The sequence below is a fragment of the Mycobacterium sp. genome (genome assembly GCF_004298145.1).
Lineage (GTDB): Bacteria > Actinomycetota > Actinomycetes > Mycobacteriales > Mycobacteriaceae > Mycobacterium.
The window spans coordinates 67,628-89,923 of sequence record NZ_SCRH01000056.1 but is presented as its reverse complement, the minus strand read 5'-3'; the positions used below and the strand labels follow the sequence as shown (position 1 = coordinate 89,923).

The window sequence follows — 22,296 nt, the reverse complement described above, 5'->3', positions numbered from 1 at the left end:
GAGCTAGTCGCGGCGGACTCCGCGCTAAGGTGACACTCGAGTGAAGCTGAACGCACGGAACCTGACCGGTCTCAACATCCCCGTCCCGGCCTATGACCGCAGCCAAATCGGCATCGGCATAGCGCATTTCGGCGTCGGTGGCTTTCACCGCGCCCACCAGGCCATGTACATCGACCGGTTGCTCAACGCCGGGCTCGCGCAGGACTGGGGCATCTGCGGCGTCGGCGTGCTGCCGGGCGACCAGCGCATGCGCGACGCGCTGCGCGACCAGGACCACCTGTACACGCTGATCCTCGAACACCCCGACGGCACAAGGCAACCCCGGGTCATCGGCTCCATCGTCGACTTCCGTTACGCGCCTGAGGATCCCGACTCGGTCATCGAGCTACTCGCAGATCCGGCCACCCGGATCATCTCGCTCACGATCACCGAGGGCGGTTATCAGCCTCCCCTGAGTGCCGTGTTCGGGTTGGTGGCCGAGGCGTGCGAGCGGCGACGAGCGCGCGGCCTTCCCTCCCCGACCGTCGTCTCCTGCGACAACATCGTGGCAAACGGCGACGTGGCGCGGCGCGCCTTCACGTCATACGCGCGGCGGATCAATCCCCAACTCGCGCAGTGGATGCGAGAGAGGACGAGATTCCCCAACTCGATGGTGGACCGGATCACGCCGGTGACCACACCGGACGTGGCGGAGCGGCTGGAGTCCGAATACGGCGTGCGCGACGCGTGGCCCGTCGTGGCCGAGCCGTTCGCCATGTGGGCGATCGAGGACGACTTCGCCGACGGGCGGCCACCCTTGGACCAGGCCGGCGTGCGTTTGGTCGACAACGTCGCGCCGTACGAGGCGATGAAGCTGCGGCTGCTCAATGCCGGTCATCAGGGTCTGTGCTATTTCGGGTACCTGGCCGGATACCGGCTGGTCCACGAAGCCGCCCAGGATCCGGTGATCGCCGAATTCCTTGCCCGCTATCTGGATTCGGAGGCGATGCCGACGCTGGCGCGCATCCCGGGCCTGGCCGAGTTCCGGAACGAACTCCTCCCTCGCTTCGCCAACGCCTACGTGCGCGACACGATCGCCCGGCTGTGCGCCGACTCCTCGGACCGCATCCCGAAATGGCTGCTGCCCGTCGTGCACGACAATCTGGCCTCCGGTGGCCCGGTGCGGCTGTCCGCGGCGATCGTCGCCAGCTGGGCCCGTTACGCCGAGGGTGTCGACGAACGGGGCCGACCGATCGAGGTGACCGACCGGCTGGCGGACACGCTGGTTCCGATCGCCCGCTCGCAGCGGGACAACCCGGAGGCGTTTCTGGCCAACCGCGCGGTGTTCGGTGACCTGCTTGACGCACCGCGCTTTCGCGAGGCCTACCTGTGGGCACTGGACTGCCTGCACCGGCGCGGCGCACACGCCACGTTGCGGGCGCTGATCGGGGCCGGCGCGTCATGACCCTGGTCGCCGGGATCGACTCCTCGACACAGTCGTGCAAGGTACTGGTGTGTGACGCCGCGACCGGCGAGGTGGTCCGCGAGGGGCAGGCTGGCCACCCGTCCGGCACCGAAATCGACCCGGCCGCATGGGAAGCCGCCGCCCGCGAGGCCATCGCTGCCGCGGGCGGGCTGGGCGGTGTCGACGCTCTCGCCGTCGGGGCGCAGCAACACGGCATGGTGTGCCTGGACGGAACCGGACAGGTGGTGCGGCCCGCGCTGCTGTGGAACGACGTGCGCTCGGCCGACGCCGCGCTCGCGCTCGTGCGTGAGCTGGGTGGGGCGCGGGCGTGGGCCCACGCCGTGGGCGTCGTCCCGCTGGCCGCGATCACCGTGTCGAAGTTGCGCTGGCTCGCCGACCACGAGCCACGCCACGCGGACCGCACCGCGGCGGTCTGCCTGCCCCACGACTGGCTGACATGGCAGCTCCGCGGCGATGCCGACATCGCGGCGCTGACCACCGATCGCAGCGACGCCAGCGGCACCGGCTACTACGACGCCGCCACCGGCGGCTACCGCGTCGATCTGCTGGAACTGGCCCTGCGCGGTCGGCGTCCACACCTGCCCACCGTGCTGAACCCGTCGGGCGGCACCACCAGTCGCGCAACAACATTCGGGGCGGGCCTCGGGGACAACGCCGCCGCGGCGCTGGGCCTCGGCGCCGCAGAAGGCGACGTGATCGTCTCGATCGGGACGTCGGGGGTGGCGGCCGCCGTCACCGCGGATCCGGTTCGCGACGACGCGGGGTTGGTCGCCGGATTCGCCGACGGTACCGGCCGCTATCTTCCGTTGGTGTGCACGCTCAACGGCGCGCGGGTGCTCGACGCGGCCGCCGCGATGCTGCGAGTCGACCACGACGAGCTGTCCCGGCTCGCGCTGTCGGCGCCGCCGGGCAGCGACGGGCTGGTCTTGGTTCCCTACCTGGAGGGTGAGCGAAACCCTAACCGGCCCAAAGCAACTGGGGCACTGCACGGACTGCGGGTCACCAATGCCACCCCGGCGAATCTGGCCAGGGCCGCGGTGGAGGGCCTGCTGTGCTCGCTCGCCGACGGCGTCGCGCAGCTGACCGCGCACGGCGTCGCCGCGCGCCGCATCCTGCTGGTCGGCGGCGGCGCCCAATCCCGGGCGCTGCGCGAGATAGCGCCGGCGGTGTTCGGCATGCCGGTGCTGGTCCCCGCCCCGGCGCAGTATGTCGCGGTGGGCGCGGCGCGGCAGGCCGCGTGGGCGTTGGGCGGCTCACCCCGGCCACCGGCGTGGGATCCGCCGCCGGCCGACGAATACACCGCCGACCCCTCGCCGGAGGTGGCGGCGCGCTACGCGCAGGTGCGTGACCTCACCGAGGGTGTCACCAGTCGCCCGGAAGCGGACGAACCACGGGCAGAATCCGGTATTTCGCGGTGAAGCCGACCTTGTCGTAGCGGTCGCCGACCTCGCCGTCGCAGGCGACGACCGTGGGGCCGTCGATGGCGTCGAAGCTGAATTCCGGCACCTGCAACTCGTGGTAGAGCGGGCTGCGTTCCAGCCGGCCCAACGCCAGCGCGGTCAGGATCCGGGTCCTGGCCCACGGCCGGCCCGCCTCGAGGATGCGGACGTCGATCAGGCCGTCGTCCATGCGGGTCCGCCGCGACGGCGCGAACCCGGTGGGCAGGTACAGCGAATTGCCCAGGAAGAACAGCGATGTCAGCAGGGTCTTGTTGCCGTAGCGGATGCGCACGGGCTCGTCCGTGCGCAGCGTGCGCACCATCGCGTAGAGACCGGCCAGCGGCTTGCCGATGCGCTTCTCGAGCTTTTCGCGCCGCCGCACGAAGGCCGGGTATGCGCCGATGCTCGCGGTGTTGATCACCATCCGAGAGTCGTTGAGGCACACCAGGTCCACATATGCCACGCTGCCGCGCCGAATCGCGTCGACCGTCTTGGCCACGGTGTCGCAGCCGATGTCCTTGGCGAAGTGGTTGAACGTCCCGGCGGGAAACACGGCCAACGGGAGCCCCGCGTCGACGGCCACCCCCGCGGCGGCCGCCACGGTGCCGTCGCCGCCGCCCACCGCCAGCACCTCGGCGCGGGCGGCCGCGCTGCGCAGGACCTCCACCGGGTCGTCGTCGGGGCCCAGTTCGCGGACGTCGACCTTGGGCAGGCCGGCGCGTACCTCGTCGACGACGCGGGCTCCGGTGCCGCTGCCCGACTCCGGGTTGATGACCAGGACCACCCCGGCGCCGTCGGGCCGCTGCGGCGCCGCCACGCGAAGCGGTTCCGTTCGCGGAAGGGCGGTTTCGATGATCGGCGGGACGAGCCGGCCACCCAGCACGGCCAAGCCGGACCCGATCCCGAACCCGGCGATGACGTCGCCAGGATAGTGGGCACCGGTGGCCACCCGCGACAGGCCCACCAGGCCGGCCAGCAGCGCCAGCCCGAAGCCCAGCGGCGGGTTCTCCAGGCCCACCCCGACGGCGAACGCGGCGGCGCTGGCGGAGTGTCCCGACGGCAGGGAATTCGACGTCGGGCGGCGGCGCACCTGCCTGACCAACGGCACCAGGTCGTAGCCCGGGCGGGGCCGCCGGCGGATCCGCTTGGCGACCTGGTTGGTGACCAGGCTGGTCGCGGCCAGCGTCACCACCCCGCGCGTCGCACCGCGCTGCGCGCTTTGCCTGCCGGTGGCGAACAGGGCCGCACCCAGGGCCAACCACAGCTTGGAATGATCGGCCGCCCGGGTCAGCGGCGGCATGACCGCGTCCAGCAGCGGGGTATCCGTCTCGGCGATGGCGTCGAACAGCTCGCGATCCAGCGTGCCCAGTCCCCGGGTGATCTGTTTGATGCCGCGCGCGCGTCGCCAGGGCCGCCTGTTCATTCGCTCCACCCTAACCATGGATAACAATTGACCGGAAAGACATGGGCGCACAGGGCTATTGCACGAGATGGCAAGAGAACGCCGCACGTCGCGGCGTGACCCCGCACGCGGTCGCCGAGATCACGCGGCGCCACGGCATCACCCCCGCGAGCTTCGCGGTCCTGGCGACGATGGCGGAGATCAGGGACCCGGGCGGTCAGTCCTTCTTCCTGCTGCCGCCGGGTGCCCGCGGGGGCGACGCCCGCGCGGCGGTGCTGATGACCTACATCCTGAACGCGGGCACCGACTACGGCGCGGCGGGCACGCGGCCCACCGACTTTCCGGCCACCCCCTGCTGCGCCGCCGAGGTGACGCGAATCCGCCTGCGGCAGCGGGCAAACGGCTGGAGCTACACCCGCGACGTCGCCTTCGTGCACCGCAATGGGGGGCGCCTGGTCACCACACCCAACGGCATGCTGATGGGGCTGGGCGGCAACTGGGTCCAGCGGCTGTTCAGCGCTCGGGGCGGCACCACCTGGGGCGACATCTTCATGGTGAACCTGGGCCGTCTCACCGACCCGGGGGAGCAGCTGCGCCGGATCGTCTCCTCCGGGCACGCCTGGTGCCTCGACGGACACGGCACGCCCCGCTGCAGCCGCCTGGAGCTGGACCGGGTGTTGCACCACGAAGAGCGGCATGCCCGGCAATGGGCGGGCCGGGGTTATCTGGGCATGCTCGCGGGCTACGGCCGGGAACTGTTCCGCGAGTCGGTCTTTGGGGCGACGAATCGGCTCGAAGAGGACGCCGGTCTCGCCGATGGTGGCTACAGGGCGTGAATCCCGTGATGGAGCACCATCGCACCGATCACCACCAAGACGGCCGCGAGCAGCGCGGCGTTGTTTCGGTCCGTCCAGTCCTTGAGGCGTGCCAGCGTGTCGTCGAGGCGGCTACCGGCGGCCGCGTAGGCCAGTATCGGGATCGCGACGCTCGATGCCGCGATGACGACGAAGAACGCGGCGGCCACCCAGTCGCCGACGGCGCCGAGCCCGCTGGTGCCGATGCCCAATCCGGCCGGGACGCAGATGAGCGCCACATCCGGGCGCACCACGGCCAGCACCGCCCCGGTGATGCCCGCACGGGCCGGAGTGATGCTGGCGAAGGACCGCATCCACGCCGGCGACTCGGCCTGGCCGTGCCGGTTGAGCCACCGGATCACGCCGAACACGATCAGCGCCGCCCCCAGCACCACGCGCAGCCACGACGACCACCGCGGCGGCGCCTTGTCCAAGCCGCCGAGCAGGCCGGAGGCCGCGACCGACAGCGCCGTCAGCGCGGCCAGGCCGAACAGCCAGCCGCCCAGAAACGCGAGGCCGCTCGGCCGCGGCCGCGGCGCCTGCAGCACCAGCACCGCCGGGATGACCGTGAGCGGCGACAGCGAGATGACCAGTCCCAGCGGAACCAGCCCGGTGAGCGCGGTGCCCCAGCTTCCTGCCATGCGCGGCATCCTCCCATTGCCGTGCCGGAAGTGACGCCGAAACGCGCCGTAGTCGGTCGAACCGGGGTCAGGCCAGCGCGCGAATCCCGTTGTAGAGCACGATCAACCCGATCAGAAACAGGATGACGGCCAGCATCGCGTCGTGGTTGGCTTCCATCCAGGCTTTGAGGCGTTCCAGCGTTTCGTCGAGGCGCTCACCGGCACCGACGTAGGCCAGGATCGGGACGGCCACCGTCGACGCGGCCAGGACGACGAAGACCGCACCCGCGACCAACTGGGCGCCGGGGCTCAGGCTGCTGTTGCCGACGGCCAAACCGGCCGCCGCGCACAGGATGAGCACCTCGGGTCGCAGCGGCACCAGGACCGCCCCCACCACGCCGGCGCGCACCGGGGAGAGCGTGGAAAACGAACGCATCCAGCGCGGCATGCGGCGATTGCGGTGCCGGGTGAACCAATGGAACGCCGCCAGCGCGATCAGCGCCGCGCCCAGGACCAGCCGCAGCCAGGAGGCCCATTCCGGCGGGGTCGCGTGGAAGCCGCTGAGCAGTTCCGAGCCGGCGACGAACGCGGCGGTGAGAGCCACCAGGCCCAGCAGCCAGCCGCCGAGGAAGGCGAGACTGGCCGGGCGCGGCCGGGGCGCGTGCAGCACCAGCACCGCGGGAATGACCGTGATCGGCGATAGCGCGATGACGGCCGCCAACGCGATGAGCTTGCTCAGGACCGAGGCCCAACTTGCTTCCACGGGCAGCAATCATCGCATCGCCGCGGTCAGCCTTTGCGGCGCAGCGTCCAGGCGGGCACCCAGTGCGTCACGGTTTTGCGCCGGGATCCGTAGGCGACCGGATAGGTCACCAGCCCCCACCAGTCGCCCTGCTCGCACAGGGCCCAACAGCTCAGCCACCCCTCGACGACCTTGTGCAGCTGCAGGCCGTTGGGCTGGTAGCGCCCCGAGCGGTGCGGCTCACGCGGGAAAAGCACCGTCAGGTCGACCAGCACCGCGACCGGCGGGCGAACCACCCGAAACGGGCTACGGACCGGTTGGCCGTTGTACCCGATCGACGCGAGCGATCCCATCGATCGATCATACGTTCGAATCGAAGGCCCGAGTCCGCCGCTTGTCCCGGTCCGCTTCTGGCAACATAGCGGTGTGTCCAGCCTCGGCGTGCCTGGCGGCCGCCGACCGGCGGTGGTGGCCGCGCTGGACCCGCTGATCGTCGCGGTGCTCGCCGTCGCGTTGAGCATGGCCGGGGCCGCCCGGCCCTCCTTCTGGTACGACGAGGCCGCGACCATCTCGGCCTCATACAGCCGCTCGCTGGCCCAGTTGTGGCACATGCTGGGCAACGTCGATGCCGTCCACGGCCTGTATTACCTGCTCATGCATGGGTGGTTCCAGATCTTTCCGCCCACCGAGTTCTGGTCCCGCGCGCCCAGTGGCCTCGCGGTGGGAGGCGCCGCCGCCGGCATCGTCGTGCTGGGCAAGCAGTTCTCGACACGGACCGTCGCGGTGGCCTCCGGGGTGTTCTGCGCGATCTTGCCCCGGGCGACCTGGGCGGGCGTTGAGGCTCGCCCCTATGCCATTTCGATGATGGCCGCCGTGTGGCTGACCGTCCTGCTCGTCTACGCCGCGCGCCGCGACACCGCTTGGCCGTGGCTGTCCTACGGTGTCGCACTGGCCTTCTCGATTGCGCTCGACGCATACCTCGCGCTGATGCTGGTGGCGTACGGCGTCTTCGTCGGCGTCTTCCACCGCAGCCGGACGGTGTTGGCGGGCTTCGCTATCGCCTCGACCGCGGCGGTGGGCACCCTGCTGCCGTTCCTGATGACCGTCGCCGGGCAAGCGCACCAGATCAGCTGGGTCGCCCCGATCGGTCACCGCACCATCGAAGACGTGGTGATGCAACAGTATTTCGAACGAAGCACCCCGTTCGCTATCCTGTCGGCGCTGCTGATGTGCGCGGCGATCGTGTTGTGGCTCAGCGGGTCCGCGCGGTTGGCACCATCGGAGCGGCAGCTGCTGGTCCTCGCGGCGGCGTGGTTGCTCATACCGACCGCCGCGATCCTGACCTATTCGGCGCTGGTGCACTCGATCTACACGCCGCGCTATTTGTGCTTCACCGCCCCGGCGGTCGCGCTGATCCTGGGCGTCTGCGGTGCCGCGGTGGCCGTCCGGCCCTGGGTGGTCGCGGCGCTCATCGCTCTTTTCGCCGTGGCTGCGACACCGAATTATGTTCGGGCACAGCGTAACCCATACGCCAAATACGGGATGGACTACAGCCAGGTGGCCGACCTGATCACCGCGCGGGCGGCGCCGGGCGATTGCCTGCTGGTGAACGACACGGTGACGTTCATGCCGGCCCCCATGCGCCCGTTGCTGGCGGCACGCCCGGACGCCTATCGCAAGCTGGTCGACCTCACGCTGTGGCAACGTGCGACCGACCGCAACGACGTCTTCGACACCAATCTCATCCCCGAGGTCGTCGCCAAGCCGTTGAGCCGCTGCGGCGTCGTCTGGATCATCACCCAGGCCGACCCGTCGCAGCCGGCGCACGAGCAGGGCGTGGCGCTACCGCCCGGACCCCGCTACGGGGTCACCCCCGCCTTCGCGGTGCCGCGCGACCTGGGTTTCCGGCTCGTCGAGCGGTGGCAGTTCAACCTGGTTCAGGTGCTCAAAGCGACCTCGACGAGGAGGTGACGGCTACCAGATGCGCAGGTAGTCGACCAGCATGGACGCCGGGAAGGCACCCGCGGCGGGGTCACCGGCGCCCACGCCGCCGACCGCGAGCGTGAACATCGGCGTCATCCAATAGCCCGGGTTGTTGAACGGCCAGCGGAAGTCGTCGGGGGCGCCGCCGGCGACGTGGATGGGCTTGTTCGGGACCTTGAAGTACTGCGCCCCGTCCCGCGAGAATTCGAATCCCTCTTCGCCCCAGTGCATTCGCCAGGTGTGCCAGTTGCCGTCGACCAGGCCGGGAATCGATTTCCCTTCCCACGTCTTCCCGTTGGACGCGGCGTGCACCGTGGTTCCCGGCGCCCAGGCCCCGTTGCCGTACCACTCGAAGACGTCGACCTCGCCGTCGGGCAGCGGATCCTCGTTGACGCCCCAGAACGAGGGCCACAGCCCGGGGGTCAGGCAGTCCAGCTTGATCTTCGCTTCCCAGGTCTGGTTGATCATGCTGCGGAAGTTGCCGCGCAGCTTTCCGCTGTAGTAGGTGCCCATCTCCTGGGTGGCGCACAGGACGAGGTTGGAGTGGCCGTCCTGGAACACGTTTCGGCGGTCGTCGCGATAGATCCCCTCCACCGGCGGGTACACGTCGTCCTGCCAGGTCTGGATCGTCCATTTGCCCGGATCGGGGGCCGAGCCCGCGGGTCCGTCGAACTCGTCGGCGAAGATGTACGGCCCGCCGCCGGCCGCCGGCGGCGCCGCCGGCGCGGACGGGGTGGCCCAGGCGCCCGGCAAGCGCATCGCAGCCCCCAGCATGCCGAGCCCCGACATCACCATCATGCTGCGACGATCCATCTACAACCACCAATCGTTGAAGCCGGCCCGTCAAGCCCGGCGCGATCTCCCCAGGCAACTCTCGCAAACGGTGTTATGAAACCACGCGGTGGGGGTGGGACGCATCCTCTGGCCTCAACGCGCGCCGGGTTCGCTGAGCCTGACCAGCGTCTTGCCGACGTTGACGCCGGTGAACAGGCCGTTGAGGGCGTCGACACAGGAGTCGATGCCCTCAAAGATGGTCTGCCGGTGGTGAAGTCGGCCCTCGGCCGCCCATCCACGCAGCGCGGCGAACGCCTCGTCGAAGCGGCCCCACTGGTCCAGCGCGTTGAACCCCTGCATCAGCGCGGTCCTGGACAACAGGTTCACATAGTTGGCGGGCCCCGGATGGTCGCCGGTCAGGTAGCTGGAGATGACGCCGCACAGCACGACGCGCGCGTGGGAGGCCAGCCGGCCCAGCACGGCGTTGAGGATGGGCCCGCCCACGTTGTCGAAGTAGACGTCGACCCGTTGCGGGCAATGCTTTTTCAGCGCCGCCGCGATGTCCTCGTTCTTGTAGTCGATGCACGCGTCGAAGCCGAAGTCCTCCACCACCGCGCGACATTTCTGCGGGCCGCCCGCGATGCCCACCACCCGGGCGCCGGCGATCTTGGCGATTTGCCCGGCGACCGATCCGGTGGCCCCCGCGGCCGCCGAGACCACGACCGTCTCCCCGGGCTGCGGCCGGCCGATGTCGGTCATCCCGAAATAGGCGGTGGCGCCGGTCGGCCCGTACACCGACATGATCGCCAGCTGGTCGTCCTCGCCCGGGATCGGTGTGCTGAAAATGTCGTCGCGGATGATCACGTATTCCTGAAACCCGGTCAGCGTGGTGACGACGTCGCCGACGGCGAAGGCGTCACACCGCGACGCGACCACCTCGCCGATGCCGGCCGCCCGGATGACGTCACCCAGCTGCACCGGCGGAAGGTAGCTGGGCTGGTCGTCGAGCCAGGTGCGGGCGGCCGCGTCGATGCCGACATAGGTGGTGCGCAGCAGCGCCTCCCCCTCGGCGGGCTGGGGCGCGGCCGTGCTGACCATTTCCGTGTCGTCCGGCCGGACCAGCCCGGACGGGCGACGACGCAACAGCACCTGGCGGTTCGGCAAATCGGGCACGATCCTAAAAACTACCGAACGGGCCGAAAACACAGAAGCGAATGGCATATTCAATGCATGCCAGCAAACGATGACCCGGAGGAGCGGATCCGGGAACTCGAGCGCCCGCTCGCCGAGTCGGCGTGGGCATCGGAACAGGGCAGCGCCCAGCCCACCGGCCGGGGTTATCCGCCCGGTCCGGCGGGCGCCCCGCCCCCGCCGCCCGCCCCGTGGACCTTCGGCGGCCCCATTCCCGGACCGCCCGCGCCACGGCGCTCGAGCAACCGCGTCTGGTGGATGCTGGGCACGGTCGTCGCCATCGGCGTGGTCGCGCTCGCGGGGGGCATCGCCACCTTTGCCGCACACCGGATTTCCGGGGTGAAGTCCTTCATCACCTCGCCGCCGAGCATCCCGACGAGCCTTGGCCCGTCGACCTCCCGGCGAACACCGCCGTCGACCTCGCCCGCCGCGCCGCGGGGCACCCAGCTCAGCGTGGCCGGCATCAACGAGAACCGGACCATCGCCTGCAACGACAACATCGTCAGCGTCAGCGGGGTCTCCAACACGGTGCTGATCTCCGGGCATTGCGCCAGCCTGTCGGTCTCCGGGGTGCAAAACGCGATCACCATCGAGGCCGTCGACGCCATCACCGCCTCCGGCTTCAACAACAAGGTGACCTACCACTCGGGCACGCCGAAGATCAGCAACTCCGGTGAATCGAACGTCGTCGCGCAGGGCTGAGCCGAAAACGACTGCTACGAGGGCTCTTCGGAATCGTCATCGAGGACGCTGACCGCGATGCCGTAGGGCAGGAAACGCACTTTGCGTTTCGGATCGAGGTTGTCCTTGTTCGCCCGCAACGCGTCGAGTTCGCTCGCATAGACCTGTTCGACGTGCGCACCGCCGTCGGCGTCCACGGTGTAGATGGCCCACACGCCCTCGCCGGCTTCGCCGGCGGTCTCGGGCGCGGGGCGGGGGCGCCGCGACAGGTCCTCGAAAATCGTTGACCAGCCCGCCCGGGCGCCGGGAGCGGCGACGAACCTGCCGACGCGCTCGAACACGTCGCGCAGCCCTTCGCTGCCTTCGCGGATCATTCGATCGAACTCATCGGGGTCGAATCCGAACCCACCGTGCTCGCCCATCCGACCTCCTTGGAGTGCGTGCCGTCATTGCCCAGTGTGCACTCGGCCGAGCGCGGGTGCCAGGTGCTGGCCACGTCCTAGGGGCCCGGCGGGGGCGGCGGCGGGTTGATCGGGATGGGCACCGTGACGAACGGGAAGTGCAGGTACATGGTCACCGGCGGCTGGGCGGGCGGCGGCGGCGCGGCGGGCGGGGGCGCGGGCGGCGGTGCGGCGGGCGGGGGCGGCGCCGCCTGCTCGACAGGCTGCGGCACGTACTGCGGCGTCTGCCGGGTCGGGGCGCGATGGACCGGCGCCGGGGGCGCCGAAGTGGCCGTCGTCTGCGGTGCCTGCGCTACCGGCGCGGGGGCGGGCGCGGGGGCGGCCACCTCCGGGGTGGGTGCGGGCGCCGGCGGGGGCGTGCTCGGGGCGGGCAACTGCGCTTGCGGCGGGTTGCTCGGCGGTGGGGCCGGCAGCTGGATCCCCGGGGTGGCAACGCTGACGCCCGAATTGTGCCCACTCTGCCGCGTCGGCTGATCCGACGTCAGCGTCACCAGCACCACCCCGGCTATCACCGCGGCGACACCGGCCAGGGCACTGCCGGCCAGCAGCATGGCCCGGCTGCGGCGCGGGCGCGGGGCCATCTCGTCTTCGTCGGCCAGGGCGCTGTAGGCCCGGACGCCGGTGCCACCCGTCCCGGTATTGCCCCACATGTCGAGGTAGGTCGGGCTGAGCCCCGGCGGGCTCAGTTCCCCGGTGCCCGGGTCCAGCGCGTAGGCCAGGGCCGCCGTCGACGACGCGAACAGCGGCGCGTTCGCCGACGCCAGCGCGGCCCCGCGGGCCAGCGCCATGTCCGGCTCCTCCGGGCCGGTGACCCGCAGCGAGGTCGCCGCCTCGATCGTGGGCTTCAGTGAAACGATGTCGGTTCCGCAGCCGACCAGGAACACGCCGTCCGCCCCGGACCCGCCCGCATCAAGGCCGGCGACCATCGACGCCAACTCGGCGGCCGCCGCGCCGCCGGGGGCGACGGTGATCCGGCGCCGGTGCAGATCGACGATGGAACCGTTGGCGACCTCAACGACGGCCAGCGTCGCGCTCCCGGACTCGACGAACAGCATCGCGATGTGCTCGTACGCGAGGGCCGCGCCCACCGTCTGCGCCAACGCTGCCGCCGCCAGCAACGGCGCGACCAGCATCACGTTGCCGAGGTCGCTGGCGTTGATCGCCTCCCGCAGCGCGGCGACGTCGGCGGGGTTCGCCCAGGTAACCCCGGTGGAGCTCAACCGGTGGCCGCCCTCGATCACTCCCTCGCGGGTGCCGCCGATGGCGTCGATCACCCGATCGACGGCATGAGCCGCCGCATCGCCGGCGGCGCCAACCTCGAACTCTTCTTGTTCGACGGTCACACCGTCGGCGTCTTGGCCTTCGATCGCTACCAGGCGGACCGTCCTGGGAGCCATCGACACCCCAAGCACGATGTCCACGTAACGCCTCCAAGGTCTTCTTGGTGCCCGCGGGGGAAGCCCTCCGCAAGGGCATGACGGGGCAAATCCCCATCCGAACTTGGTGACACCACGCTACCCGTGCGCGGTAAGCCGCGCAGGCGGACTGCCTCAGCAGGAAGGACGCTAGTAACCCGGGCCCAGGTACGGATTCTGGGAGCTCCCGGGATACTGCGGATACTCGTTCCCCGGATACGGCTGATACTGCGGATACTCGTTCGCCGGATACTGCGGAGTGGCGGGAGCCTGCTTCTGGGGCACCTGGATCGGTATCGGTACCGGCAGCAGCGGAACGTGGATCCACTCCGTCGTCATCGGCACCGTCGTCGTGGTGCTGGTGGTGGCCGGCGTCTCACTCGTGAGGGGAGGCGGCGGTGTCGTCGTGACCGTCGGCGGCTGAGTCGTCACAGGCACCGTCGTGGTGACCGTTGGCTGCGGCGGCGAGGCCGTCGTCGGTGGCGCCGTGTGCCTCGGGGTGTAGACCGGCGCCGGCGGCGCCGTGGTCACCACGACCGGAGGCGGTGGCGGTGGCGGCGACGGCGGTGGTTCGGGCGGCGGTGGCGGCGGACTGGGGAGCGGTTGCGCGCTGGGCGGAGGGGGCGCCGGGGACGGCGGCACCGCGGTGGGCGGCGGTGCGGCCGGACGTGGCGCGGCCGGGCTGACGGCCGGCGCCGGCGGGGCCTGACGGTTTTCTATCCCGGTCAGCGTGTAGGCCACCCCGCCGACCGCCGTCATGGCGACCAACGCGGACATGCCGATGATCAACTGGGAGAACCGCAGGCGCAGCCAGGGCCGGCGTTCCCGCGGGGCCTCGATGACGCTGAGCCGCATGGACCAGCCCGCCGGGCCGTCTTCGTCGTAGGTTTCGCCGCCGAACCGCATCCGCAGGTCGCCGGGATCATCGGTTTGCGACCACGCCAATTCGCGATCCGTGAGCGCCTCGTCGTCGATCACCAGCACGTCGCCCGCACCGAGGTCGACGACGTCGCCGACGGTTTCGGCGGCCGCGAGCAGCCCGATCGATGTACGGGTCCGCAGATCCAGCTCTCCCCCGCGGGAAGCCAGGATCAGCGCCCCGCAGGCCGCCGCGGACGCCGGTTGCGACGGTGTCAGGATCGGGGTGCGCCCGTGCATCGAAAGTCGTTCGGTCACAAGCGGAATGCGCGCCCCGCCACCGACCGTGACCACCGCCGCAAGGTCGGACCAGCTCGTGCGGTAGCGCACCAGCATGTCGTCGAAGGCATAGATGAAGCCGGTCAGCCGATCCTGGATCAGCTCTTCGAGGTCGTCCTGCGTCAATGTCAGGCTGCAACTGCGCCCGCCCAGCTCGGCGGCGATGTCGGTGGCCATGTCGACCGATAGCCGCTCCTTGGCCGCCCGGCACTGTTCCCTGAGTTCGCCGAGCTGCCCGACGGCCGCGGTGCTGCCCGGGTCGAGGCCGCTGCCGCGGCCCAGTTCCTCGAAGGCGCGCAGCTGCAGCTCCTGGTCGATCTCTTCTCCGGACAACGCCGCGTACCGCATTGTGGCGCCGACGAGTTCGAAATCCCCGGCGATGTTCACCAACGTGGCCGAGGTGCCGCTGCCGCCGAAGTCGAGCAGCCCGACCACGCCCTCGTCGGGCAGGCCGAGCTCGGATTTCACCGCGGTCACCGACGCGATCGCATCCGAGACCAGGCGGGGCGCCATCCCGCTTCGGACAAACCCCACATGGGTCCGCAAAGCGTCGCGCAGCGCCTGCACCGTGCCGGGTTTCCAGTGCGCGGGAACCGCGATGGAGATCTCCGAGCACGCCGCGTCGGCGCCCGCGGCGAACACCATCGCATCCAGGGCCTCCACCGTCAGCAGCTCCGGGTCATGCGCGGAACCGTCGGGCGACACCAGCGCGACCGAATCGCCGATGCGCTCGATGAAGCCCTTCATCGGTACACCGGGCTCGGCTAGGGGTGGATCCTCTTCGAGCACACCGATTTTCGGTGCACAGTGCGGGTAAAGGGTGAGCACGCAGCGGCGAGCAACCGGTGGGCTTCCATTACGCGCAGCGATCAGGTTCGTGGTCCCGATCGACAACCCCAGTGGGTCGTACATAGAGCGAAAACCTTCGTCTATAGGGGTCGGTGGCCAGCGTCAACCTTAGCCGCGGACACGCCCAAAGCCGATGGGTTGCAACATCATCGGTATACGGTCGATGCGGTTGCGTCACCGAAGTGGTACCGCCGACCCCTTGACAAAGTGCGTTCGGCTCACACCACGGTGAGCGGCAGCGATCGCCTCGCTTCGAACTGGAATGTCGAACCGCCGCTGACCTTGGTCACCGACACCTCCGGCAGTTCGGCGGCCGCGGTGTCGGTTTCGGCGAACTCGGCGGTCCAGTCGGTGTCGGTGCCGCTGACGTGAACCGCGATGCGCGGGTTGACCGCGGTGGCGATCGCCTGCAGCGGTTGCGCCGATTCCGGCGAGCACAGTGAGATCCAGGCGGCGTCGTCGTGCGCCGGTGACCGGTGGACCATCAGCCGCTCGCCCGCGATTTCCGACACGACATAGCCCGCGGGATTGAGCAGCGGGTGCAAGTCGAGGACCCGCAGCAGTCCGTCGATGCCGCCGGGGGACCCTATCGCGCGGTGGATCCGCTCAGCGGCAAGCCCGGCCACGCCGATCAGGCCGCGGGTGCAGATCGACAGGGCTTCGGCATCGTCGGCCGCGCGCTTGCGCACCGCGATGACGAAAGACAGATACAGCAGGTGCATCTGCAGGCAGACCTCGTCGGCCATCCGCACCAGGGCCGAGTGCGAGAACGCGCCGAAGTCCAGATCGGCCAGCAGCGGCCCGGAATAGTCCGCCATCCCCTCATCGGAGGAATCGATGGGATCGAGTTCCCAACTGGCAGCGCGTGTTTGAAGCACGATGTCGAGTTCCGGAATGGCCTGGGCCTCGGGATAGGACTCTTCGATGATCACCGACCACGCGCAGTGCGGCTTTCGGTCGGCCGGCTCGCGCGGCGGCCGGTGGATCGGCCGGCACTGCGCGCGCGGATTTGTCGCCACCGCGGTGGCGTCGAAGGTCGGGTCCTCGATGGTGTGACACATCCCGAAGACGTAGTCCGGCCCCATCGGCTCGACATCGAGCAGCGCGCCGCAGGACGCCAGCTCGAATTGACCGTGCCAGCGGTCATACACGGTGTAGCGGAAATCCATGAATTGCGGCGGGGCGCCGATATCGAGTTGCAGGCCCTTGAAAATGGTGGGCACATCGTTGCCCTCGTAGTTCAGCGCCCGTTGCATGCGCCGGGTGTAGACGGGGCTGGCGGCCGACCACTCCTCGATGGCGATCTGCACCATGTCGTCCCGGCCGAACGAACTGATGCACCACGCCATGCCGGAGCGATCGATCATCTGCCCGATCAGCAGCAGTTCGGGGAGCAGGACGGCGAGCTCGGAACGGGACAAACGCGCATACGGGGATTGGGCCACGTCTTAAAAAATAGACTCGACTATGTTATAAAGTCAACAATGTCCATTGTCGCAGGCCAGCCTCCCGGGCGCCCGGCCGCTCCCACCAGGCGAACCACCGCGCCGCGCAAGCGCGGCGATGACACCCGGGCGAAAATCATCGACGAGACGGTCCGCTGCATCATCGAGGAGGGCTTCGCCGCCGCGACCGCCAAGCACGTGGCCGAACGCGCGGGGGTGACGTGGGGGGTCATCCAATATCACTTCGGCGACCGCAACAGCCTGCTGATGGCCGTGGTGGACGACGGGGTGGCCAGGCTGGTGGAGAGCCTGTCGTCGGCCGATGTCAGCGCGTTGCCGCTGCACGAGCGGATCGAAGTCGTCATCGACACCGCGTGGAGCTGCTACAGCAGTCCGACGTCGATGGCGGCGTTCGAGATCCTGCGGGCGACCCGCGGCGGCCTGGGTGAGTCGTCGCGGCGGCACCTGCTCGAAATGAACTCCGCGATCGGCCAGCTCGGCCGGCTGATCACCACCGACCCGGCCAATGCCGGTGTGGCCGAGGTGATTTGGGCGACGCTGCGGGGTGTGGTGCTGGCGCAGATGGTCATCGGGACGACGGTCGACTGGAGCCTGGAACGGCGCGCCCTGATCGACATGGTCACCCGTGTGCTGCAATGACGGGATGACCCTCGACGAACTGGCCGACATCGAAGCCATCAAGCAAGTCAAATACCGGTATCTGCGTGCGCTGGACACCAAGCGCTGGGACGATTTCGCCGACACACTCGCCGAGGATGTCATCGGCGACTACGGTTCCTCGGTGGGCGAGGAGCACCGTTTCACCAACCGCGTCGACCTGGTGAATTACATGCGCAAATCGCTTGGGCCGGCGGTGATTACGGAACACCGGGTGACACACCCAGAGATCACCGTGTCCGGCGACGAGGCTTCGGGTGGCTGGTACCTGCAGGACCGGGTCATCGTCGCCGACTTGCACTTCATGCTGATCGGCGCGGCCTTCTACCGCGACCGATACCGGCGCACCGAGGACGGCTGGAAAATCAGCGCCACCGGCTACGACCGCACCTATGAGGCGACAATGTCGTTGGCGGGCATCGACTTCAAGGTGACACCCGGCCGCGCGCTGGACTGACCGGTCGGCTGCTACTTCGTGATCGCGATGACCGCGCCGGGCCGCAGCCATTTCATGATCGACACCAGCTGAGCGTCGTCGACGGCCACGCAGCCCTCGGTGGGCTTGCCGTCGGTGGTGTGAAAGAAGAACGCGGCGCCGCCGCCTGGGGCCTTGTTCTTGTTGACGCCCATCACGACCGCGTGCTTGTACTGCGGGATTTGCAGGTTCTCGCTTTCGCCCGTGTTGAACGGGCACTGCGCCTTCTGGCACACCTGCATTGAGTTGAAGGTGGCGCTGTGGTCGTCACCGCTCCACCAGTAATTGGGCCCGACGACCTGCGTGTAGGGCAGTCCGCCACCGGGATTCGGGGCGGTGCCGAAGGCGGAGTCCAGGCTGTAGACGCCCAGCGGGGTGGCCGGAACACCGCTTTTGGCCTGCGGCGCCATCCCCGCCGAGCCGACGTGGGTGGGAATGCCCGAACGCAGCGACTGCCAGCCGGTGCCGGTGCGCTGGAAGATCTCCATTGTCGCGTTCGAACCGCCGGTGCTCATGACCGAAACCACCTGCGTCGCATTGCCGACCGCGTTCGCGAACCAGGGGGCGCCGGCAGCGGCGCCGATCGGCGCGAACACCACCGAGGCGAAAATCACGCACGCCGCGGCGCACAGTGACGTGAGCAGTCGGTGCATGCACTCCATCGTCGGACCGGAACATTCTCAGGGTCAAGTAAAGCTTTAGTCCCAGTTAGGTCACCGCACCGTGACCAAATGCCCACCGCGACAAGGCGTTAGCGTGCCGCGGCCGGCTCCGCCGCTTCCCCGATGCTCGCGGATCGCCTGATCGGGGGATGAAAAACCCAGAGGCACAACAGGAAATACAGGTATCCCAGCGACCAGCCGGCCAGCACGTCGGACGGGTAATGCACGTTGAGCGCCACCCGGGAGATGCCGACCGCCGGCACCGCCAGCGCCACCGCGGCGACCGCGATGCGCCGCGTCGCCCGGTTCATCATCGGCAGGGCGAAGGACAGCATCGCGAGCAGGCCGGCCGTCGCTTCGAGCGCATGACCGGACGGAAACGAGGTCGAGGCAGCCGCGACCAGCATGGTCGACGGCCGTGGGCGGTCGACCATCGCCTTGGCCGCCGCCGTCACGAGCTCGTTGCACGGCGCGCACGCCAACAACAGCACCAGCGCGGCCCGCAGATTGCGCATCACCAGGGCGAACACCGTCACCGCGATCCCCAGCACGGCCAGCGGCCCCGGGCCCAACACGAATGACACCGACTCGGCCAAGCGCAGCCATGACGGGTGTTTGATCGCGGCGGCGTGTGCCCCGTTCAACAGCGACCAGTCCATGCGATACAGCCAATTCCAGTTTTGGCGGTAGCCCACCCACATGAGCGCATAAACCGCCGCGGCCAGCACAGCGATCCCCACGGCCGGCAACGTCTTCGGTCGGGTCATGGACCAACGGATACCAGCATGGCCCGGGTCTGGACCGTTTGGCCCGCCGCACGGCGTCGCCAACGCCGTCATACTGGCCTTATGGCCGTCTTTGTCCGCAGGTTGTTCGGCATCGGCAAGCTGCCCGACGAGCTGCATGCCCAGGTCGAATCGGAAGGCCTTACCTACCTTGCCGATTACGTCGCGGTGACCCGGCGATTCCACGGCACCATCCCCGGTGTGCGGTTGGCGCACAGCGTCGCCAGCTACACGGGCTCACTGGCCTTCACCTCGGAGCGCGTTTTGGCAACACTGTCCATGTTGCCCCGGCTGGCCGGCCCGACCGTCAATGTCCGGTGGAACGCGCCGCAGACCGGGGCGGCCAAGGTGGAGATCTCGCCGGAAGGTTTGCAGGTGGACGTCGATGTCTCGCGGGTCGACGAAAAATTCAGCGGCGAGTTGTCGCTGCACTACAAAGCCACCATTCCGGCCGATGTGCTCGACGGCCTGCCGCGGCGGTCGCTGGCGTTCGACATGCCGCCGGAATACGTGTTCCGCGCCGTCGGCGTTACCTATAGTCCGTGATCGTGATCCGCGGCCAGGGCGGCTGCCGCAGCACCGCCAGGCTGCCGATCACCGCGGCCAGCAGGCCGGTGAGCACCCCGATCAGCGCGATGCGGCTACCATCCACGGCCGGCGTCCAGGAGGCCCGGCCGTTGCGGATGGCAAACACCCCGGGCGGCTTGGCGACCAGGATGACGGTGGTGCCGTCGGGGGTCTGATACGGCTCGCCGTAGCCGGCGCCGGCGGCGGGATCGGCGGCCAGCTGCTCGAGTATGTCGGAAGGCTTCACCGGGACACTCCCTTCAAGACACCATCCACGCTAACGCGGATTTCCTACGATGGCTGATGTGACCGGTCAGGTATTCAGCCCGCAGGAGCGGCGGGCCGTCTATCGCGTCATCTCCGAGCGCCGTGACATGCGCCGGTTCGTTCCGGGCGCGGTGGTGGACGAGGACGTGCTAGTGCGCCTGCTGCAGGCCGCGCACGCGGCGCCCAGCGTCGGCCTGATGCAGCCGTGGCGCTTCATCCGGATCACCGACGGTGCGCTACGGCGGCGCATCCACGCGCTCGTGGACGAGGAACGCCCACTCACCGCCGCCGCCCTGGGCGAGCGAGCGGACGAATTCCTGGCACTCAAGGTGGAGGGCATCCTCGATTGCGCCGAGCTTCTGGTGGTGGCGCTGGGCGACGACCGCGACCAGCACGTGTTCGGGCGGCGGACCTTGCCGCAGATGGACCTGGCGTCGGTGTCGTGCGCCATCCAGAACCTTTGGCTGGCAGCACGATCCGAGGGCCTCGGCATGGGCTGGGTGTCACTGTTCGATCCGCGGCGGTTGGCGTCGCTGCTGGATATGCCCGCCGGCGCCGAACCGGTGGCGATCCTGTGCCTGGGGCCGGTGCCCGAATTCCCCGATCGCCCGGCGCTGGAACTGGACGGCTGGGCCGCCCCGCGGCCGCTGTCGGAATTCGTCTGCGAAAACCGGTGGGGCCGCCTCCAGCTACCCTGACTCGTCGGCACGGCGCGGATCGCCGCGGGACGTTGCGGTATCGTCGCCGGTCGCGAGGCAAGTGAGAGGTGACGCAATTGACGCCGGGCGAAGCTGGGGACACGGAAGGTGGCACGCGGCAGAAGGACAATGTGCTGATCGTGCACTGGCACGACCTGGGCCGCTACCTCGGCGCCTACGGCCACCCGGACGTGTCGAGCCCGCGAATGGACCGCCTTGCGGCCGAGGGCATCCTGTTCACCCGGGCGCACGCCACCGCGCCGCTGTGCTCGCCGTCGCGCGGATCGCTGTTCACCGGGCGCTATCCGCAGTCCAACGGTCTCATCGGCCTGGCCCACCACGGCTGGGAATACCGCAGCGGAATCCGGACCCTTCCCCAAATTCTGTCCGAGTCTGGTTGGTATTCAGCACTTTTCGGTATGCAGCACGAGACCTCCTACCCGAAACGGCTGGGTTTCGACGAGTTCGACGTATCGAACTCCTACTGTGACTACGTGGCCGAAAAGGCCGACCGGTGGCTACGGCAAAGCGCCGAGGGCCTTGTGGGGCAGCCGTTTTTGTTGACCGCCGGCTTTTTCGAGACACACCGGCCCTACCCCGAGGACCGATACTCGGCGGCGGAGCGCGCCGATGTCGACCCGCCCGACTACCTGCCCGACACCCCCGAGGTGCGCGGTGACCTCGCCGCCTTCTACGGGGCCATCAGCGCGGCCGATGCCGCCGTCGGGCGCCTACTGGACACGCTGGCGGACACCGGGTTGGACGCCAACACCTGGGTGGTGTTCTTCACCGATCACGGCCCCGCGTTTCCGCGGGCGAAATCCACGCTGTACGACGCCGGAACCGGCATCGGCATGATCATCCGCCCACCCACCAACCGGGCCGTGGCTCCCCGCGTCTACGACGAACTGTTCAGCGGCGTCGACCTGTTGCCAACGCTGCTGGGGCTGTTGGGAATCGGCGCTCCGGCCGATGCCGACGGTGTGTCGCACGCGGACGCCCTGCTGGAGCCGGGTCCGCACGCCACACCGGTGCGCGACCAGGTGTACACGATGAAGACCTACCACGACTCGTTCGATCCGATTCGCGCGATCCGCACCAAGGACTACAGCTACATCGAGAATTACGCGTCGCGGCCGCTGCTGGATCTGCCCTGGGACATCGAGGAAAGCCCGTCCGGGGTGGCTGTGGCGCCGTTCGTCACGGCGCCGCGGCCCGAGCGTGAACTCTACGATCTGCGCACCGACCCGACCGAAACCACCAACCTGCTGGCCGACGACGGCGCGGACGCCGACGACGTTGCGGCCAACCTTGCCGTCCTGCTGCATGATTGGCGGCAGCGTACCGGCGACGTCATCCCCTCGGAATTCGCCGGCACCCGCATCGCCGCGCGGTACACCGAAACATATCTGCAGATTCATCACGGCACCAAGCCGACCCCGCGGTCGGGCATCGCCGCCGACCGGGGTGTCGAAGAAGGCAAACCCGCGCAGCGATAGTCGCGGCTGGTCCGATGGTGGCGACCCGCTGCGCCCGGCTACGCCGCGCTTGCGATCGCCACTGGTCCGATGGTGGCGACCCGCTGCGCCCGGCTACGCCGCGCTTGCGATCGCCACTGGTCCGATGGTGGCGACCCGCTGCGCCCG

At 69.4% G+C, this 22,296-nt stretch carries 23 protein-coding genes; 10 read left to right on the top strand and 13 right to left on the bottom strand.

Translation table 11 applies throughout. The features are described 5' to 3' along the window. The first annotated feature begins 40 nt into the window (after positions 1-40). Positions 41-1,444, top strand: coding sequence for a mannitol dehydrogenase family protein (locus EPN51_RS24770; RefSeq protein WP_293048068.1), 1,404 nt, complete (start codon positions 41-43; stop codon positions 1,442-1,444). Beyond that, complete coding sequence (locus tag EPN51_RS24765; protein ID WP_293048066.1) at positions 1,441-2,883, top strand: FGGY-family carbohydrate kinase; 1,443 nt, start codon at positions 1,441-1,443, stop codon at positions 2,881-2,883. The genes EPN51_RS24770 and EPN51_RS24765 overlap by 4 nt, the downstream gene beginning before the upstream one ends. Here EPN51_RS24765 and EPN51_RS24760 read toward each other — a convergent pair. After that, positions 2,828-4,327 (bottom strand): diacylglycerol kinase family protein, encoded by a 1,500-nt coding sequence (locus EPN51_RS24760; RefSeq protein ID WP_293048064.1) that lies wholly within the window; start codon positions 4,325-4,327, stop codon positions 2,828-2,830. The two genes, EPN51_RS24765 and EPN51_RS24760, sit on opposite strands and share 56 nt — an antisense overlap. 41 nt (positions 4,328-4,368) lie before the next feature. On the opposite strand from EPN51_RS24760, the gene EPN51_RS24755 reads away from it, so the two are divergent. Beyond that, positions 4,369-5,142, top strand: a complete 774-nt coding sequence (locus EPN51_RS24755; protein ID WP_293048062.1) for a hypothetical protein — start codon at positions 4,369-4,371, stop codon at positions 5,140-5,142. Here the strand turns inward: EPN51_RS24755 and EPN51_RS24750 are convergent. The 3 genes from EPN51_RS24750 to EPN51_RS24740 all read right to left on the bottom strand — a co-directional run bounded on the left by EPN51_RS24750 (position 5,130) and on the right by EPN51_RS24740 (position 6,875). Further along, positions 5,130-5,801, bottom strand: coding sequence for a GAP family protein (locus EPN51_RS24750; RefSeq protein ID WP_293048059.1), 672 nt, complete (start codon positions 5,799-5,801; stop codon positions 5,130-5,132). The two genes, EPN51_RS24755 and EPN51_RS24750, sit on opposite strands and share 13 nt — an antisense overlap. A 67-nt stretch (positions 5,802-5,868) precedes the next feature. Then, positions 5,869-6,543: a GAP family protein gene (locus EPN51_RS24745; protein WP_293048057.1), complete on the bottom strand. Its 675-nt coding sequence runs from the start codon at positions 6,541-6,543 to the stop codon at positions 5,869-5,871. 26 nt (positions 6,544-6,569) lie between these two features. Continuing rightward, entirely contained in the window at positions 6,570-6,875 is a 306-nt protein-coding gene (locus tag EPN51_RS24740; RefSeq protein ID WP_293048054.1) for a hypothetical protein, read from the bottom strand. Between the two features lie 73 nt (positions 6,876-6,948). Between EPN51_RS24740 and EPN51_RS24735 the strand changes: the two genes are divergently transcribed. After that, positions 6,949-8,493: a glycosyltransferase family 39 protein gene (locus EPN51_RS24735; RefSeq protein WP_293048051.1), complete on the top strand. Its 1,545-nt coding sequence runs from the start codon at positions 6,949-6,951 to the stop codon at positions 8,491-8,493. Positions 8,494-8,496: 3 nt separating this feature from the next. On the opposite strand, the gene EPN51_RS24730 is transcribed toward EPN51_RS24735, so the two are convergent. Next, positions 8,497-9,318 carry a glycoside hydrolase family 16 protein gene (locus tag EPN51_RS24730; protein WP_293048049.1) on the bottom strand — a complete coding sequence of 274 codons (822 nt, stop codon included), beginning with the start codon at positions 9,316-9,318 and terminating at the stop codon, positions 8,497-8,499. Between the two features lie 114 nt (positions 9,319-9,432). Then, positions 9,433-10,452, bottom strand: coding sequence for an NADP-dependent oxidoreductase (locus EPN51_RS24725; protein ID WP_293048045.1), 1,020 nt, complete (start codon positions 10,450-10,452; stop codon positions 9,433-9,435). A 57-nt stretch (positions 10,453-10,509) separates the two neighbouring features. Between EPN51_RS24725 and EPN51_RS24720 the strand changes: the two genes are divergently transcribed. Continuing rightward, positions 10,510-11,172, top strand: a complete 663-nt coding sequence (locus EPN51_RS24720) for a DUF3060 domain-containing protein (protein WP_293048043.1) — start codon at positions 10,510-10,512, stop codon at positions 11,170-11,172. 14 nt (positions 11,173-11,186) lie between these two features. On the opposite strand, the gene EPN51_RS24715 is transcribed toward EPN51_RS24720, so the two are convergent. The 4 genes from EPN51_RS24715 to EPN51_RS24700 all read right to left on the bottom strand — a co-directional run bounded on the left by EPN51_RS24715 (position 11,187) and on the right by EPN51_RS24700 (position 16,518). Further along, positions 11,187-11,573: a hypothetical protein gene (locus EPN51_RS24715; RefSeq protein ID WP_293048042.1), complete on the bottom strand. Its 387-nt coding sequence runs from the start codon at positions 11,571-11,573 to the stop codon at positions 11,187-11,189. Positions 11,574-11,650: 77 nt separating this feature from the next. Next, complete coding sequence (locus tag EPN51_RS24710; RefSeq protein WP_293048039.1) at positions 11,651-13,033, bottom strand: hypothetical protein; 1,383 nt, start codon at positions 13,031-13,033, stop codon at positions 11,651-11,653. Positions 13,034-13,177: 144 nt separating this feature from the next. Beyond that, positions 13,178-15,136 carry an Hsp70 family protein gene (locus EPN51_RS24705; protein WP_293048037.1) on the bottom strand — a complete coding sequence of 653 codons (1,959 nt, stop codon included), beginning with the start codon at positions 15,134-15,136 and terminating at the stop codon, positions 13,178-13,180. Positions 15,137-15,291: 155 nt separating this feature from the next. Beyond that, a complete protein-coding gene (locus EPN51_RS24700) occupies positions 15,292-16,518 on the bottom strand; it encodes a hypothetical protein (RefSeq protein WP_293048036.1) in 1,227 nt (408 codons plus the stop codon). Positions 16,519-16,557: 39 nt separating this feature from the next. Between EPN51_RS24700 and EPN51_RS24695 the strand changes: the two genes are divergently transcribed. Both EPN51_RS24695 and EPN51_RS24690 read left to right on the top strand, forming a co-directional pair. Then, complete coding sequence (locus EPN51_RS24695) at positions 16,558-17,178, top strand: TetR/AcrR family transcriptional regulator (RefSeq protein WP_293048034.1); 621 nt, start codon at positions 16,558-16,560, stop codon at positions 17,176-17,178. Beyond that, a complete protein-coding gene (locus tag EPN51_RS24690; RefSeq protein WP_293048033.1) occupies positions 17,165-17,653 on the top strand; it encodes a nuclear transport factor 2 family protein in 489 nt (162 codons plus the stop codon). The genes EPN51_RS24695 and EPN51_RS24690 overlap by 14 nt, the downstream gene beginning before the upstream one ends. An 11-nt stretch (positions 17,654-17,664) precedes the next feature. Here the strand turns inward: EPN51_RS24690 and EPN51_RS24685 are convergent, their stop codons facing one another. Both EPN51_RS24685 and EPN51_RS24680 read right to left on the bottom strand, forming a co-directional pair. Beyond that, a complete protein-coding gene (locus tag EPN51_RS24685) occupies positions 17,665-18,324 on the bottom strand; it encodes a L,D-transpeptidase (protein ID WP_293048031.1) in 660 nt (219 codons plus the stop codon). A 98-nt stretch (positions 18,325-18,422) separates the two neighbouring features. Next, positions 18,423-19,100: a phosphatase PAP2 family protein gene (locus EPN51_RS24680; RefSeq protein WP_293048028.1), complete on the bottom strand. Its 678-nt coding sequence runs from the start codon at positions 19,098-19,100 to the stop codon at positions 18,423-18,425. Positions 19,101-19,181: 81 nt separating this feature from the next. On the opposite strand from EPN51_RS24680, the gene EPN51_RS24675 reads away from it, so the two are divergent. Further along, positions 19,182-19,664, top strand: coding sequence for a hypothetical protein (locus tag EPN51_RS24675; protein WP_293048027.1), 483 nt, complete (start codon positions 19,182-19,184; stop codon positions 19,662-19,664). Here EPN51_RS24675 and EPN51_RS24670 read toward each other — a convergent pair. Next, positions 19,648-19,932, bottom strand: coding sequence for a hypothetical protein (locus EPN51_RS24670; RefSeq protein WP_293048026.1), 285 nt, complete (start codon positions 19,930-19,932; stop codon positions 19,648-19,650). The genes EPN51_RS24675 and EPN51_RS24670 overlap by 17 nt on opposite strands. Positions 19,933-19,981: 49 nt before the next feature. Between EPN51_RS24670 and bluB the strand changes: the two genes are divergently transcribed. Next, positions 19,982-20,650, top strand: a complete 669-nt coding sequence (bluB, locus tag EPN51_RS24665) for a 5,6-dimethylbenzimidazole synthase (RefSeq protein WP_293048025.1) — start codon at positions 19,982-19,984, stop codon at positions 20,648-20,650. A gap of 68 nt (positions 20,651-20,718) precedes the next feature. Further along, positions 20,719-22,149, top strand: a complete 1,431-nt coding sequence (locus tag EPN51_RS24660; protein ID WP_293048022.1) for a sulfatase — start codon at positions 20,719-20,721, stop codon at positions 22,147-22,149. The last annotated feature ends 147 nt before the right edge of the window (positions 22,150-22,296 follow it).

Coding starts and splice junctions, on each gene's coding strand:
- EPN51_RS24685 (WP_293048031.1), bottom strand. CDS start 18,324: ATGCACCGACTGCTCACGTCACTGTGCGCCGCGGCGTGCGTGATTTTC.
- EPN51_RS24760 (WP_293048064.1), bottom strand. CDS start 4,327: ATGAACAGGCGGCCCTGGCGACGCGCGCGCGGCATCAAACAGATCACC.
- EPN51_RS24765 (WP_293048066.1), top strand. CDS start 1,441: ATGACCCTGGTCGCCGGGATCGACTCCTCGACACAGTCGTGCAAGGTA.
- EPN51_RS24740 (WP_293048054.1), bottom strand. CDS start 6,875: ATGGGATCGCTCGCGTCGATCGGGTACAACGGCCAACCGGTCCGTAGC.
- EPN51_RS24705 (WP_293048037.1), bottom strand. CDS start 15,136: ATGTACGACCCACTGGGGTTGTCGATCGGGACCACGAACCTGATCGCT.
- EPN51_RS24695 (WP_293048034.1), top strand. CDS start 16,558: ATGTCCATTGTCGCAGGCCAGCCTCCCGGGCGCCCGGCCGCTCCCACC.
- EPN51_RS24715 (WP_293048042.1), bottom strand. CDS start 11,573: ATGGGCGAGCACGGTGGGTTCGGATTCGACCCCGATGAGTTCGATCGA.
- EPN51_RS24720 (WP_293048043.1), top strand. CDS start 10,510: ATGCCAGCAAACGATGACCCGGAGGAGCGGATCCGGGAACTCGAGCGC.
- EPN51_RS24730 (WP_293048049.1), bottom strand. CDS start 9,318: ATGGATCGTCGCAGCATGATGGTGATGTCGGGGCTCGGCATGCTGGGG.
- EPN51_RS24680 (WP_293048028.1), bottom strand. CDS start 19,100: ATGACCCGACCGAAGACGTTGCCGGCCGTGGGGATCGCTGTGCTGGCC.
- bluB (WP_293048025.1), top strand. CDS start 19,982: ATGGCTGATGTGACCGGTCAGGTATTCAGCCCGCAGGAGCGGCGGGCC.
- EPN51_RS24675 (WP_293048027.1), top strand. CDS start 19,182: ATGGCCGTCTTTGTCCGCAGGTTGTTCGGCATCGGCAAGCTGCCCGAC.
- EPN51_RS24750 (WP_293048059.1), bottom strand. CDS start 5,801: ATGGCAGGAAGCTGGGGCACCGCGCTCACCGGGCTGGTTCCGCTGGGA.
- EPN51_RS24755 (WP_293048062.1), top strand. CDS start 4,369: ATGGGCGCACAGGGCTATTGCACGAGATGGCAAGAGAACGCCGCACGT.